Annotated in this window: 8 protein-coding genes; 5 read left to right on the top strand and 3 right to left on the bottom strand. The window is 56.3% G+C overall.

The features are described 5' to 3' along the window. Positions 1 to 278: 278 nt before the first annotated feature. From ablB to ON072_RS17690, 3 genes are read right to left on the bottom strand one after another with little or no spacing between them, the layout of a single operon-like run. Positions 279 to 1109: a putative beta-lysine N-acetyltransferase gene (ablB, locus tag ON072_RS17700; protein WP_208163474.1), complete on the bottom strand. Its 831-nt coding sequence runs from the start codon at positions 1107 to 1109 to the stop codon at positions 279 to 281. Further along, positions 1106 to 2560, bottom strand: coding sequence for a sodium:solute symporter family protein (locus ON072_RS17695; RefSeq protein ID WP_156020050.1), 1455 nt, complete (start codon positions 2558 to 2560; stop codon positions 1106 to 1108). Before ON072_RS17695 ends, ablB begins: the two co-directional genes overlap by 4 nt. 3 nt (positions 2561 to 2563) lie before the next feature. Beyond that, positions 2564 to 3751 carry a KamA family radical SAM protein gene (locus ON072_RS17690; protein ID WP_025889420.1) on the bottom strand — a complete coding sequence of 396 codons (1188 nt, stop codon included), beginning with the start codon at positions 3749 to 3751 and terminating at the stop codon, positions 2564 to 2566. Positions 3752 to 4022: 271 nt separating this feature from the next. Here ON072_RS17690 and ON072_RS17685 point away from each other — a divergent pair, with 271 nt between their 5' ends. The 5 genes from ON072_RS17685 to ON072_RS17665 all read left to right on the top strand — a co-directional run bounded on the left by ON072_RS17685 (position 4023) and on the right by ON072_RS17665 (position 14228). Then, positions 4023 to 4535: a MarR family winged helix-turn-helix transcriptional regulator gene (locus tag ON072_RS17685; RefSeq protein ID WP_025011422.1), complete on the top strand. Its 513-nt coding sequence runs from the start codon at positions 4023 to 4025 to the stop codon at positions 4533 to 4535. A gap of 341 nt (positions 4536 to 4876) precedes the next feature. Further along, positions 4877 to 7141 carry a 4-alpha-glucanotransferase gene (malQ, locus tag ON072_RS17680; RefSeq protein WP_261752845.1) on the top strand — a complete coding sequence of 755 codons (2265 nt, stop codon included), beginning with the start codon at positions 4877 to 4879 and terminating at the stop codon, positions 7139 to 7141. 25 nt (positions 7142 to 7166) lie between these two features. Further along, complete coding sequence (glgB, locus tag ON072_RS17675; protein ID WP_208162274.1) at positions 7167 to 9386, top strand: 1,4-alpha-glucan branching protein GlgB; 2220 nt, start codon at positions 7167 to 7169, stop codon at positions 9384 to 9386. Then, the gene (gene glgX / locus ON072_RS17670; RefSeq protein ID WP_208162044.1) at positions 9386 to 11695 is read left to right on the top strand and encodes a glycogen debranching protein GlgX; all 2310 of its coding nucleotides are present in this window, start codon (positions 9386 to 9388) and stop codon (positions 11693 to 11695) included. The genes glgB and glgX overlap by 1 nt, the downstream gene beginning before the upstream one ends. Further along, a complete protein-coding gene (locus ON072_RS17665) occupies positions 11688 to 14228 on the top strand; it encodes a glycogen/starch/alpha-glucan phosphorylase (protein ID WP_190535077.1) in 2541 nt (846 codons plus the stop codon). The genes glgX and ON072_RS17665 overlap by 8 nt, the downstream gene beginning before the upstream one ends. Positions 14229 to 14242: the final 14 nt, after the last annotated feature.

Raw genomic sequence — 14242 nt, 5'->3', positions numbered from 1 at the left:
TGTGAGACAGCGCCAAGAACTGCGCCGAAAAGAAGGAAAATTAAGAGAAAGTTGAAACTAAGTGACATAAAAGCTGTTTTTATGACACAGATGCAGATAACGCCTTTCTTTCCATGATGGCAGCGGCTCCCACGGCCACCATATTACCCCTTAATACTTGTAGGGCCATTAGCCGAAAGCATGGAATTCTCGCGGATGGGGCGGGGAATTGCACCTTATGCTTGCCAGTAATATCGGGATATTGGGAAGTCAGGTTTACATTTTGGGTTGAACAAAATTTAAGCGATTGATTTGTGCCATAGGTTCATGCTCTCTATCTGACCGCCTATTTGGGTATTGAGATGCAGACGGCCGCCATAGCGGTAATCTGCCGCGGCAAAGGTGCGGTTCATACCAACGGAAACGGCTCTGGCTATGGTATAGGCGGTTCGGTAGCCCTGGTGGAATATTGCTTGTTCCATATGTGCGAGCAAGGCTCTGGCGCAGCCTTGTCCGCGGGCCTGTGGCAGAGTGGCGAAGTCTGTCATCTCTGCACTGAGACTCTTGGGATCCTTTTCGGCCGAAGCCAGGGCTATCAGTTGCCCTTGTTGGCGGATCCCAAAGTAGTCGACATCACTGGCCATGTTCTGCCGTAAAAATTCCGGATCTTCAATGGGGAAGGGGTAGCTGGGAAACACCTCGCTATAGAGCCTAGCCATCTGTGGCAGGTCCTCTTCGTGGCAGCGACTGACCTCGGCCGCTGAATGGAATTCAGGCTTGATATCCGCCCTGGCGCGCTCCAGCAGGGTATCCAACTCCGGCATGGTGCGAAACTGCCTGGTTTTGTCCTGGTAGCGGGCGAGAAATACGGCGTCCTGGCCTTGATAAAAATTGGGGATCCTGGCTTCTTCGCTGAAACCATATGCCAAAAACAGACCGGCCTTATGCTCAGGTAGCTTGGCGATGATTTTGCCGTAGCCATGTTGCAGCGCCAGGGCACTCAGTGCATCCAGTAAAGGCCCGGGTTCGGCATTACCAAGGGAGATCAGATAGATGCGATCATTGGCCGGGCCATGCTGGATGTGGGCGCCGAGTAAGTTGAGCTGCGTATCAAATTGAGCTTGGGTCATGAGTGTGAACTGTCCTGATGCGAGGTGAGCCGGGGCTTGGGAGCTGGTTGGTGAATGATGTTGACCAGTAGCAACAAAGCGGCGGAAACCAAAATGCCATAGATACTGGGATCCAGACCGAGTTTAGCCAAGCCATCCGGCAGCTTGAGCAGCTCTGTCAGTAGCGCCAGCGCCGTGAGGCCGCCCCCTAACATGGCGCAAAGTGCCGCCGTGGAGCTGACTCTGGGCCAAAACAGCGCCGCCAGAGTCGGGACAAACAGCCCGGAAACCATAAAGGCATAAGCATAGAGAATGGCATCCAATACCTGCCTGGCCTGACTGGCGAGATAGATGGCTGCCAGCCCCAGCAATAGAGTGGCAATCATCGACAGTCTCAGGGTGTTGTTCCCTCTGGGATCCAACCCGAGCAGATCTTGGGTCAGGTTGCCGGATGCCGCCATCAGGCAACTGTCGGCGGTGGACATGATGGCGGAAAAGTATGCCGCGATAATCAGCCCGGTAAAGCCCATTGGCAAGAGATCGCGGATCATCGCCGGCACCGCCATTTCACTGTCCATATGTGGCAACATGACTCTGGCGCACATCCCCAATAAAACGCCGGATATCGCCATCAGGGGATATTCAAGCACCCCGGCCAGATACCAGGCGCGCTTGGCGGTGGCGCTATCTTTACAGGCAAACATTCGCTGATAGAGAGTCATGGCAATTAGCCACACGGGTGTGATGGTGAGTAGCCAATTGATGGCCGTGATGGGATCTATAGCGGTCAGTGACATATGGGACGGCGGCAGATTGCGGCTCAGCCCTTGCCAGCCACCAACCTCGACCAGGGCGTAGGGCAGGGTAAAGCCAATCAAGCCCAGCAATAAAATGAGCCACTGGACGCTGTCGGTATAGATAACCGCCTTGAGACCCCCAAATACAGTGTAAAGGATGGTGGTTCCGCCTATAACCCAGAGTGCCAACTGCAGCGGCGGCAAGGCATCGAAGCCCTTTGGCAGCAGGGTCGCGGCCGCCAGTTTGGCACCGGCGAGGATCTGTGCGCCGGTAAACCCCAGATACCCGATACAGGAGATCAAGGCGGCCAACATGGCGACTCTGGTCCCGAATCTGTGCTTGAGCAGATCCGGATAGGTATAAAAGCGCTCGCCCTGCTCCAGACGTTTGACCCTGGGAATAACAAACACAGCAGATAACCATGCCCCCAGCAAACCGGTAAACAGCAGCCAACTGCCCGCCAGCCCCATACTAAAGCCGAGACCGGCAAGACCTATGGAAAATCCGCCGCCCACATCCGTGGCGGCAATGGAAAAGCCTACGTGCCTGGCTTTGATATTGCGGCCACCGAGATAGTAGTCATCGCCGTCACTGTGGCGTTTGAAGTGGAAGTAACCAAACCCCAGTAAACCTACGAGGTACGCCAGGAAAATCCCATAATCCAAAGGGTGCATGGATCACTCCTGTAGCAGGAATGATACGTCGGCACTGCGCCCCTCAAAGTTGGTGGCTATCAGACGCTCGCCTTCCGGGCCTGTTTGCCTGCTGACATATTCCGGCTGCACCGGCATCTTACCCAGACCGCCGACGCCATCGACGATAAAGGTGGGAATTGCCGGGCCGGATACCCAGCCGCGGATGCCATGATAGATTTTCAGCATTCGCTGATAACTGACCTGAAATTTGCTGTTGCCCGGCGCCGGATCCATGGCATAGACGTAATAGGGACGTATGCCTATGGATACCAACTCCATCACCAGTTCCTGCATAGTATCTATGCTGTCGTTGACGCCTTTGATCAGCACGCTCTGGTTGCCGAGCATGATGCCGGTTTCCCTGAGCATGGCGATATGTTTGCTGAATAAGGGGGTGATTTCTCTGGGGTGGTTCACTTGGGTGTTGATCAGTGTGACTCGGTTACGCTTCAGTACCCGGCACAACTCGGGCGTGACCCGGGTGGGAAGCTGCGCCAATAAACGGCTGCCGATACGCAGTATTTTCAGATCCGGTCTGGCCTCTCGGATCATCGACAGAATTTCATCCAGCTTGTCATCAGTGAGCAGCAAAGGATCGCCGCCCGATAGGAGCACGTCCTGCACTTCTGTATGTTGGCGCAGATACTCCACCGAGCGACGGATCCTGTCCATGGAGATCACGTTGAGCGGATCGGACACCATGCGTTTGCGGGTGCAGTGACGGCAATAGGAGCCACAGATGTTATGCACCAGGAACAACACCCGATTGGGATACCTGTGCACTATCGAGGTGCCTTCTGGCATCATGTCATCTTCCGCCAATTGATCGCCCATTTCATGAGGGGCGACCTCCAACTCATCCTGTTCTGGAACATACTGCAACCGAATTGGGCAGTTGGGATCATCTTTGTCCATCAGCTGGGCTATATAGGGGGTGATCCTGGCGGCAATCACTTCATAAACTTGGTCATCGACCGCGCGAATATTGTTGAATACCTGGGATAGTTGCTTGTCATTCTTAAAGCTCAGTGACAAGGTTTCCCGCCAGGAGTGATTGGCAACATCAAACTGCATCAGCGCCTGATGGCTGGAAAATGGCCGCTTCTCTGTGATGACTTTCAGTGGAATAGGATTTTCTTCGCTCTTGTACTTCAGGCTGGTGGCCGACATGGGGATAGTCCTTTTCTGATAATTAACACTCAATAATTAATTTGAGCTCTAATCGTTAGTTATCTAATGATTGCACTATGAGGTTTTTGTATCAACAAAAGATGAGCAATTTGTTGATCTGAAGTTGCATTTGTCGGCGGTGGTATTTTTGAAAACTCAGCTATTGAGTCGATGGGCTATGAGTTTGCAGAGCTTTTCTGATAAGCTGGCGCCTTTCGGCTAGCTGTGATTTCAGTAGCCCTTTTCGAACCAGTGTGAGTAGGAAGTATTCATGGAAAAGTATGAGCAGTTATTAATCTCGCTGCGCAAAGTGATCCGCGCCATCGACCTGCATTCCAGGCAGCTCAGTAAGCACTCGGGCCTCACCGGACCGCAGCTTATGGTGATGCAGAAAATCGCTTCCATGGGATCGCCGCTCGCCAAACAGGTGGCGACCGAGATCAATCTGAGTCCTGCCACAGTCACCACTATCATCGACCGTCTTGAAGCCAAGGGCTTGGTTATACGTCAGCGCAGCCAAACCGATAAGCGCAAGGTACACCTATTGCTGAGTGAGTCCGGTGCTGCCTTGCTGGCACAGGCGCCCAAACCGCTGCAGGAGCACTTTATTAAGCGCTATCAGGCGCTGGAGGCCTGGGAGCAGAGCCAGCTCTTGTCGGCCGTGGAGCGTATTGCCACCATGATGGATGCCGAAGAGCTGGATGCCGCCCCCATGCTGTTGGTGGGACAAATTCAGCCGAGCGATGAGCCGGAAGCTGTGACCCCAAAGCAAACCAAGAGCTGAGTTTTCCTCTTTACAAGCGGGTCGCCGTCAGCGGCCCCAAGATTGATTTCTGTCTGACCCCCGTTTTCCACCCCTGGTTGCCAATCCCGGCTTTTGTCGGCGATGTCTTGCACTCAATTGGTGAAAGATTGCACAGTCTTGAGTCATTGGTGCAACTCATTTACCTTTGGTGCCTTTTGCGAGACGCTCGCCCAACATCAGGGCGAATTTTCACAAGCTACTGAATTAAAATATTAAATACTTGTCACTTGGCTGACACACCTCTGTCTTATTGCTGTTATTTTGCCCTGGCATGCTATCTGCTCACAGGGAACTTAAGGTGATTGGCGTGGAGTGCTGAGATGGGACTGGAGAAGTTGCTGTATCTGCAAGGGATAGGGGACGGCTTCAGCGACAGCTATGGGCGTTTTTGCCCTACATCGGCCGGCACACGCAAACAGATCCTCTGCGCCATGTGTGGCCCTATACCCGAAGAGGCGAGCGAGCTCTGGATTGAGCGGCGGATCCATCAGCTCGATGCCAAACCCTGGCAGCAGCTGTTGCCTTCATTTCAGTGGTGCTATCTCGACAGTCTCGGTCTGAGGTTCAGACTCGAGGCGCAGTCTTTGCCATCCAAGGTGCTGCAGCTGACGCTGACGAGTGAACTGGGTGAGGAGTTTGTTGTCAGCTTTTCAGCGGCAGACTGCCCGGTGCGCGGCGATTATCGTATCGGTGAGCGCTGCTATCTTGAGCACGAGCTTAAACTGGACGAGGTTTCCGGCAACTGTGGCATCGCCCCCGGACTTGGCTACCATAGGGTGTCTTTATCTATCATCGAACGTGAGGGCGATGAGAGGCTGCTTGCTATGGGCACCTTGATGGTGGCGCCAAGGCAGGCCTTCCAAGGCGTACTGCAAAAAAACACGGCGTGGCAAAACGAGCCTCATCGCAGGCCCTGGGGCGTCAGCGTGCAGCTGTTTTCGCTCTGGCAGGAGGATACTCCCGGCCCTGAGACCATGGGTGATTTTGGAGCCTTACTGAAGCTGATAACCCAACTGGCCCACAAGGGGCTGGACTTTATCTTGCTCAACCCCCTGCATGCGCTGGAGCTCACTGAGGATGCCTCCCCAAGTCCCTACAGCCCAATAGACAGACGCCGCCTGCACCCCTTGTATATCTCGCCGCCGCTCTGCGCCGAAGGGACTGCACCAATCTGTGATGCTGAATCTTTTGCCGAGCAAACGGCCTTCAGCCCTTGGCTGGATTATGCCGCTGTCAGCCGTGATAAGTGTGCCCGCCTCAAAGCAATGTGGCAGCGTTTCAACGCTTTGCCCAAGGATGCTCCCAGGCGCCAGGGCTACGAGGGCTTTGTGCGCCGGGAGGGACTGGCGCTGCAGCACTATGCCCGGGAGCAGGCAAGTTTCGCCACCGGAGACTGGCCCGCAGATGCCAATTTTTATCTCTATCTGCAGTTTGTTGCCGAAGAGCAGTTGGCCTTGTGCCAGTCCCGCGCCATAGAAGCTGGCATGAGTATCGGCCTTATCCGGGATCTGGCTGTCGGCACAGTTGGCAGTGGCACTGAGGTGAGTCAGCATCGGAGTCAGTTTTGCCAAGGTGCCAGCATAGGGGCGCCGCCGGATGCCTTTGCGCCCCAAGGGCAGAACTGGGGGCTGACGCCTCTGGATCCCGTCGGTCTCAAGCAAGCGGATTTTAGCCACTTTATTGAGTTGCTGCGCACCAACATGCGCCACTGTGGTGCCATTCGGATAGATCACGTGATGTCGCTGTTTCGTCTCTGGTGGTGGCCGGCCGAGGCCGAAAACCAGATTGAAACTGCAGCCGAAACTGAGTCTGGCGAGCCTGAAGGCGCCTATGTTTATTACCCCTTCGATACCCTGCTGGCAATTTTATTGCTGGAGAGCCAGCGTGCCCGCTGCCTGGTGATTGGTGAAGACCTTGGGCTGGTGCCACCGCAAATCGTAGCGCCGCTTAAGCTTGGCGGGCTGTACTCCAATGAGCTGTTCTATTTTTGCCGTGAGCAGCAGGATTTCCCTGAATTTGGTGGATTTCGGCCGCCAAATGACTACAAGCCAAACGCCATCATGATGCTGAGCAACCATGATGTAGCGCCGCTCAAAGCCTGGCTGGAAGAAGAAGATCTCCGGCTCAGGCGGGAGCTTGGCCTGCTGGGTGCTGAACAATACGCAAGGGAAAGCGATGACCGCCGCAGGGATATTCAGGCTCTTGAAGTTTGGCTGTCGCAATTTTATCCCTTTGAAAACAAGATAAAAGTTGCACTTGATCCGGACTCTGTCACCTATACCCAAAACTTGATCCATAACCTCGCCGTCACAGTCGCCTCGGGGCGCTGTGCACTTTTCAGCCTGCCGCTGACAGATCTGCTTGGCGATAAGGTGGCGGTCAATATCCCGGGCACCAGCGCTGAGTATCCCAACTGGCGCCGACGTTATTCGTTGGCCGTGGAAAGGCTCAATGATTCCGAGCTGCTGCAAAACCTGCTCAGGGATATCCGCCGGGTGCGCGAGCAAAGTGGCAGCGCTGAACCGGAGCGGCTTCGATCTCAATCAACAGGAGATGCAGATGAAACAGCAAATCGTCGCCAATGAACCCGCGCCGCACTTTAGTGAGCCAATGCAGGAAAGCCTGGTCCCTGAACTGGACTTTGCCGCTGCCTGCGCTTTGGCCGAAGGGCGCCATGGCGATCCCTTCGCCTGGCTCGGAATGCATCTGGTCGAGCAAAATGGCCGCAGCCGCTTGCTACTGCGCGCCGTGCTGCCCGGCGCCGCCGCCGTCGAGGTGCTGGATGCGAAAACCGGCCGTAAGGTGGCCGAGCTTACCCCTGTCGTTGGCGCCGAGCCCCTGTTCTGTGGCTTTATGGGGCGCAGGGTCAAACCCTTCGACTATAGGCTCCGCATCAGCTATCCCCAGGCGGAGCTGGTGCTGGACGACCCTTACCGCTTTGATGCTTCGCTCGATGAACAGGCATGTTTTCTCTTCAATGAAGGCAGTCTGCTGAAGGGCTGGCAGTTGCTCGGTGCCAATTGGCTCGAGTGCCAGGGCGTAAAAGGTGTGCGTTTTTGTGTTTGGGCTCCCAATGCCAAAAGTGTGTCTTTGCTGGGGGATTTCAACCATTGGGACAGGCGTCGCCACAGCATGCGCCGCCACCCGGCCTCAGGCCTTTGGGAGCTGTTTTTGCCGCAAGTCCAGGGCGGTGAGCACTATAAGTTTTTGCTGCAAACCCAGGATGGCAGCTGGCTGGAAAAGGCCGATCCCTGCGCCAGACAGATGCAAGGTGCGCCCCACAACGCCTCGATAGTGCCGATGGCAGACAGTGATTGGCAGTGGCAGGACGATGATTGGATGGCCGCCAGGGCGCAAAGCGCCTGGCACCGACAGGCGGTCAGTATCTATGAGCTGCATCTGGGATCCTGGCGGCGTAACGGCGAAGGCGGTTTTCTCAGCTACGCAGAGGTGGCCGAACTCTTGGTGCCTTACCTGCAATCTCACGGTTTTACCCATGTGGAATTTATGCCGCTGAGTGAATACCCCTTCGACGGTTCCTGGGGCTATCAACCCGTGGGGCTGTATGCTCCCAGTCATAGGTTTGGCGATCCCGAGGGGCTTAAACTGCTGGTGGATGCCTGCCACAGGGCGGGTATCGGTGTGCTGCTCGACTGGGTGGCGGCACACTTTCCTTCCGACCCCCACGGCCTGGCGTATTTTGATGGCACTTGCCTGTATGAACATGAAGATCCCCGCCGTGGCCGTCATCCCGACTGGGACACCTTGATCTACAACTATGGCCGCAAAGAGGTGCAGAGTTTTCTGCTCAGCAATGCCTGCTATTGGCTGGAGGAGTTTCACTTCGATGGCCTGCGCCTCGATGCCGTGTCCTCCATGCTCTATCTGGATTACAGCCGCGAAGAGGGCCAGTGGCAGGCCAACGAATATGGCGGCCGTGAGAATTTGGAAGCGATAGCCTTTTTGCAGCAGCTCAACATGCGTCTCTACCATGAGTACCCGGGGATCATCATGATAGCCGAAGAGTCCACTGCCTGGGATGGCGTCAGCCGGGATGTCGCTGCCGGCGGCTTGGGATTCGGCTTCAAATGGAATATGGGCTGGATGCACGACACCTTGGATTATCTCACCAAGGAGCCGGTACATCGCAGCTATCACCACGGGCAACTGACTTTTTCCCTCATCTATGCCTATACCGAGCAGTTTATTTTGTCGCTGAGTCACGATGAAGTGGTGCATGGCAAGCGCGCCTTGTTGGAGAAGATCCCCGGCGATGACTGGCAGAAGTTTGCCACACTGCGGGCTTTTTACGGTTTTATGTGGGCTCATCCGGGGAAAAAGCTGCTGTTTATGGGCGGCGAGTTTGGCCAGCGGCGCGAATGGCAACATGACTTCAGCCTCGACTGGCACCTGCTGCAGTATCCGTCTCATCAGGGGCTCAGCGATTGGGTGCGGGATCTTAACCTCTGTTACCGCCGGCAGCCGTCATTGTGGCAGTGTGACGGCGAGCCGCAAGGGTTTCGCTGGCTCGACTGCAACGACAGTCAGCACAGCCTGCTGGCGTTTACGCGTATCGATTCCGACGGCAACATGGTGCTGGTTATCTGTAACTTTACCCCTTGTGTCAGGGAAGGCTATCGACTGGGATTGCCAGAGCCCGGACGTTACCGCGAGCTGCTCAACAGCGACAGCGCATTCTACGGCGGCAGTAATCAAGGCAACGCCGGAGGCATAGAAGCCGAGGAGATCCCCTGGCAGGGCATGCCATACAGCGCGCTTATCCGGGTGCCGCCACTGGCGAGCGTCTATTTCGCCTTGGAGCGTGGCTGATGCAGATGCTTGCAGGCAAACCCTGGCCTCTGGGCTCGACTCTGGTGCATGAAGCCAATGGCGAGCAGGAAGGGGTGAATTTTGCGCTGTTTTCGGCTCATGCAACCCGGGTAGAGCTGTGCCTGTTTGAATACAAAAATGGCCAATGGCAGGAGTCGGGCCGTTTCGAGCTTATGCCGTCCTCGCAACAGGTGTTCCATGGTTTGCTGCAGGGGGCCGGTGAAGGACTCTGCTATGGCTATCGGGTGCATGGCCCTTATCAGCCTCAGGAAGGGCACAGATTCAATCCGGCCAAGCTGCTGCTGGACCCTTACGCCAGAGCCTTTTGTGGTCGCTGGCAGTATGGGCCCTGGCAACTTGGCTATGCCAGAGTCGATGAGCAGGGCCGGCCATTGGCCGCTGTTTGCCATCCGGGGGATGCTGAATCCCCAGTACCAGGGTCCCCGGAGCGGGAGTCCGGTAGTGCCGGAATAGGTGATGACTTATGGGCCGATCCCTGTGACAACGCCTGGGCCATGCCCAAATGCCAAGTGGTAGCCGATACCCGCTTTACCGGCAAGCGCTTACCGGGCGGCCAATGGCGTAATGAAGTGATCTACGAGATGCACCTCAAGGGCTTCACCGCCGCCATGGCCGGGATCCCCCCTGAGCTTCGCGGCACCTTTGCCGGTTTGGCGCACCCGGTGGCGATAGCTTATCTCAAGTCGCTCGGGATCACCTGTGTCGAACTGCTGCCGGTGCACGCCTTTCTGTCCGAGCCTTTTCTGCTGGATAGCGGGCTCAGCAATTACTGGGGTTATAACAGCATAGGTTTCTTCGCTCCCCATGGGGCATATTCGGCCTCTGACGATGCCATTGGCGAATTCAAGCAGATGGTCTCTGCCCTGCATGATGCCGGTATCAAACTCGTGCTGGATGTGGTCTTTAACCACAGCGCCGAGGGTAATCGTCAGGGGCCGACCGTCAGTTTTCGCGGCTTGGACAATCTCAGCTACTACCGTTTGCATCCGGCAGATAAGCGTTTTTATATCAATGACTCTGGCTGTGGCAACTGCCTGGATATCAGCCATCCAAGAGTCGTACAGCTGCTGATGGACTCGCTGCGTTACTGGGTCGATATCATGGGGGTGGATGGCTTTCGTTTCGATCTGGCCACCAGCCTTGGCCGTGAGACGCAGGGGTTCAGCAATCGCGCCGGATTGTTCGATGCCTTGCTGCAAGACCCTGAACTGCAGCAATGTGTGCTGATAGCCGAGCCCTGGGACATAGGCCCGGGCGGTTATCAGTTGGGGCAGTTCCCCAATCGCTTTGCCGAATGGAACGACAGATATCGCGATACCCTGCGGCGTTTCTGGCGCGGTGATGCCGGGCTCTTGCCCGAGCTTGCCAGGCGCCTTTCCGGCTCCGGCGATCTGTTTGAACACTCGGGGCGCGGCCCACAAAGTTCAATCAACTTTATCTGCAGCCATGATGGATTCACCCTGAGAGATTTGGTGAGTTATCGCGAGCGGCACAATCAGGCCAACGGTGAAAACAACCGCGATGGACACCACGAAAACTTCAGTGCCAACCATGGCGTGGAAGGCGAGAGCAAAGATGCCGCCATATTGGCCCTGAGGGCGCGCCAAAGCCGTAATCTGCTGGCGAGTTTACTGCTCTCCCAGGGCACGCCCATGTTGCTGGCCGGCGATGAGTTCGGCAACTCCCAGAGCGGCAACAACAACGCCTATTGTCAGGATAACCCATTGGGCTGGCTCGATTGGCACAGGGAGGATACTGCGCTGGGCGCCTTTGTTCGCCGGCTTATCCATATTCGCCGGGATTGCGGCTTTTATGACAGCGATGACTATGTTCACACCGATGCCCTCCAGGCTCCCAGAGCCCTGGCTTGGTTTGCTGCCTCCGGCGAGGCCATGACACCCGGTCATTGGGGCGAAGTCCAGTGCCGCAGCTTGCAGTTGATGCAGAGCCGTCAGCTCAATAAGAGCCTTCAGCGGGCAGAGAGCCGTCAGCTGAAAAAGAGCCGTCAGTTAGATATGAGCCCTCAAGGAGAAAACAAACTTCAGACCGAAGCTCTGCTGATCCTGCTGCATGCCGGTGACAGCAACAGCCATTTTTGTCTGCCAGCTCCGCCGCCCGGAGCCGGTGAGCAGTGGCAGCTGCTGTTTTCCAGCGAAGCCGGACGGGATGAACTGCAATCCTGCTATCCCACAGCTTCATCTTTCGCCGTTGCCGCCTTCAGTTTTCAGCTGCTGGCCGCAGGTGGCCGTTATCTGTCGTCCTCAGCCAAAGGAGCCAGCCATGACTGATACTTCAAGGAATAGAGTCAAGAGCCGCAGTAAGAGCCAATCGACAACAGCATCAAAAGCCGCATCGCCAATAGCACCCGCTAGTCAACAAGCCCCAGGCCATCTGGCGCACCAAGACTGCGAGCCCTGTGATTCACTGCCGGCGGCCTTTGCCAGACAGCTGAGATACGATCTTAACCGCAATGAGCGCAGGCCACAGGAGCTCTATCAGGCGTTGGCCCTGAGTGTCAAAGAGCAGCTGTTGGACGATTGGTGCGCCAGTCGCAGCCAGGACGCTTTGTACCAGCGCAAACAGGTGGCTTATCTGTCGCTGGAGTTTTTGATGGGCCGAAGCCTGGGCAACGCCTTGCTCAATCTGGACCTGACCGACGAGTGCAGGGAGATGCTGCAAGGCTATGCGGTAGCACTTGAAACCTTGCAACAGCAAGAGCATGACGCCGGTCTGGGGAACGGCGGTCTCGGGCGGCTGGCGGCTTGCTTTATGGACAGCTGCGCCAGTCTCGGGCTGGCTGTCACTGGCTATGGCATTCGTTATGAGTACGGCATGTTTGCCCAGCAGATAGTCGATGGTTACCAGCAGGAGCAGCCGGACCGCTGGCTCAGGGATGGCAACCCCTGGGAAGTGCGGGCCTCACAGCACAATGTGACAGTGCCTTTCTTCGGTCATGTGCAGAGCCATGTCGACCGCGATGGCCGCCGGCACAGGGCCTGGATGGATACCCAGGATGTACTGGCGGTTGCCTATGATATGCCGGTGCCGGGTTATCGCAACGGCCGGGTCAACACCCTGAGGCTTTGGAAGGCCGAGGCCACGGATGAGTTTGACCTTGCCGAGTTCAACCAGGGTGATTATACCGAAGCCGTGGCGGCCAAGAATCTGGCCGAGCAGATCACCATGGTGCTGTACCCCAATGACAGCAGTGAAAACGGCAAAGAGTTGCGGCTGCGGCAGCAGTATTTCCTGTCCTCTGCCAGTTTGCAGGATCTGTTGACGACCTGGGTTGCCAACAAAGGCCGGGACTTCAGTGAGTTTGCCAAGTTTCATGTGCTGCAGCTCAATGATACCCATCCGGCGATTGCGGTTCCCGAGTTGATGCGCCTGCTCATCGATGAATATCAGCTGGAGTGGCAAGCCGCCTGGGACATTGTCAGCCATTGCATGGCCTACACCAACCATACCTTGTTGCCGGAGGCGCTGGAGCGCTGGCCGGTGCGCATGTTCGCCCAGATGCTGCCGCGTATTCTGGAGATCATCTATGAAATCAACGCCAGATACCTGGAGTTGGTGGCGCATCACTGGCCCGGCGATGTGTCACGTCTGCGGCAGATGTCCATCATAGAAGAGGGGGATGAGCCCCATATCCGTATGGCTTATCTGGCAATAGTGGCCAGCTTTTCGGTCAATGGGGTGGCGGCGCTGCACTCAAGGCTGTTGACCACAGGGCTGTTTCGGGACTTTTACGAGCTCTGGCCGCATAAGTTCAACAACCGTACCAATGGTGTGACGCCCAGGCGCTGGCTGGCTCACTGTAACCCCCGTTTGGCCGCGCTCATCAGCAGCCGCCTGGGGCAGGATTGGCTGAGCGACCTAAGATGCCTGACTGCCCTCAACGCCTTTACCTCGGACAAGCCATTTATTGCCGCCTGGCGCGAGGTGAAGCAGGCCAATAAACAGGCGCTGGCCGAGCTGGTGGCGCAGCGCTGCCAGGTGAACTTCGACCCCTCCATGATGTTTGATGTGCAGGTTAAGAGGATCCACGAATATAAGCGGCAACTGCTGAATATCATGCATGTGATCCATCTCTATCAGCGGATTGTCAGTGGCGATACCCAGGGGATGCAGCCACGCTGCGTCTTGATTGGCGGCAAGGCGGCGCCCGGTTATGCCATGGCGAAACTGGTGATCAAACTGGCCAACAACGTGGCTCATATGGTCAATGAGGATCCCAGAGTCAGTCCCTGGTTAAGGTTTGCCTTTTTGCCCGACTATAACGTCAGCGCCATGGAGGTGATCTGCCCGGGTACGGATTTGTCAGAGCAGATATCCACCGCCGGCAAGGAAGCCTCGGGCACAGGCAATATGAAGTTCATGATGAATGGCGCCCTGACCATAGGCACTCTCGATGGCGCCAATATCGAGATGCTCGAAGAGGTTGGTGAAGACAACTTCTTTCTATTTGGCCTCAATGCCCTGGCGGTGGAGGAGCTCAAGGCGCACTACTGCCCGGCGCAATATATAGCGTCTTCGGCGGCGCTCGGCGGCGTAATGGCGCTGCTCAAAAGTGGTCACTTTAATCTGCAGGAGCCCGGGATCTTCGACCCCATCATAGCCGCCATTGAGTCGCCCCAAGATCCCTGGATGCTGGCGGCCGACTTTGAAACCTACCGTCTGGCCCAGCTGCAAGCCGCCAAGGCTTATCAGGATCCTCAGCGCTGGACAGCCATGAGTATTCGCAACATCGCAGTCAGTGGCCGCTTCTCCAGCGATGTCACCATAGCCGGTTATCGCGACCATATCTGGGGCGCGCAGTGAGCGCCTTTTTCTGT

The organism is Shewanella sp. K8, assembly GCF_028823715.1.
Taxonomy (GTDB): Bacteria; Pseudomonadota; Gammaproteobacteria; order Enterobacterales; family Shewanellaceae; genus Shewanella; species Shewanella algae.
The sequence above is the reverse complement of the archived record's forward strand: the minus strand, read 5'-3'. Positions and strand labels throughout refer to the sequence as shown.

What these genes read in the sequence shown, in the direction of transcription:
- glgB (WP_208162274.1), top strand. Translation starts at nt 7,167, where the DNA reads ATGCAGGAAAGCCTGGTCCCTGAACTGGACTTTGCCGCTGCCTGCGCT.
- ON072_RS17685 (WP_025011422.1), top strand. Translation starts at nt 4,023, where the DNA reads ATGGAAAAGTATGAGCAGTTATTAATCTCGCTGCGCAAAGTGATCCGC.
- ON072_RS17690 (WP_025889420.1), bottom strand. Translation starts at nt 3,751, where the DNA reads ATGTCGGCCACCAGCCTGAAGTACAAGAGCGAAGAAAATCCTATTCCA.
- malQ (WP_261752845.1), top strand. Translation starts at nt 4,877, where the DNA reads ATGGGACTGGAGAAGTTGCTGTATCTGCAAGGGATAGGGGACGGCTTC.
- ON072_RS17695 (WP_156020050.1), bottom strand. Translation starts at nt 2,560, where the DNA reads ATGCACCCTTTGGATTATGGGATTTTCCTGGCGTACCTCGTAGGTTTA.
- glgX (WP_208162044.1), top strand. Translation starts at nt 9,386, where the DNA reads ATGCAGATGCTTGCAGGCAAACCCTGGCCTCTGGGCTCGACTCTGGTG.
- ON072_RS17665 (WP_190535077.1), top strand. Translation starts at nt 11,688, where the DNA reads ATGACTGATACTTCAAGGAATAGAGTCAAGAGCCGCAGTAAGAGCCAA.
- ablB (WP_208163474.1), bottom strand. Translation starts at nt 1,109, where the DNA reads ATGACCCAAGCTCAATTTGATACGCAGCTCAACTTACTCGGCGCCCAC.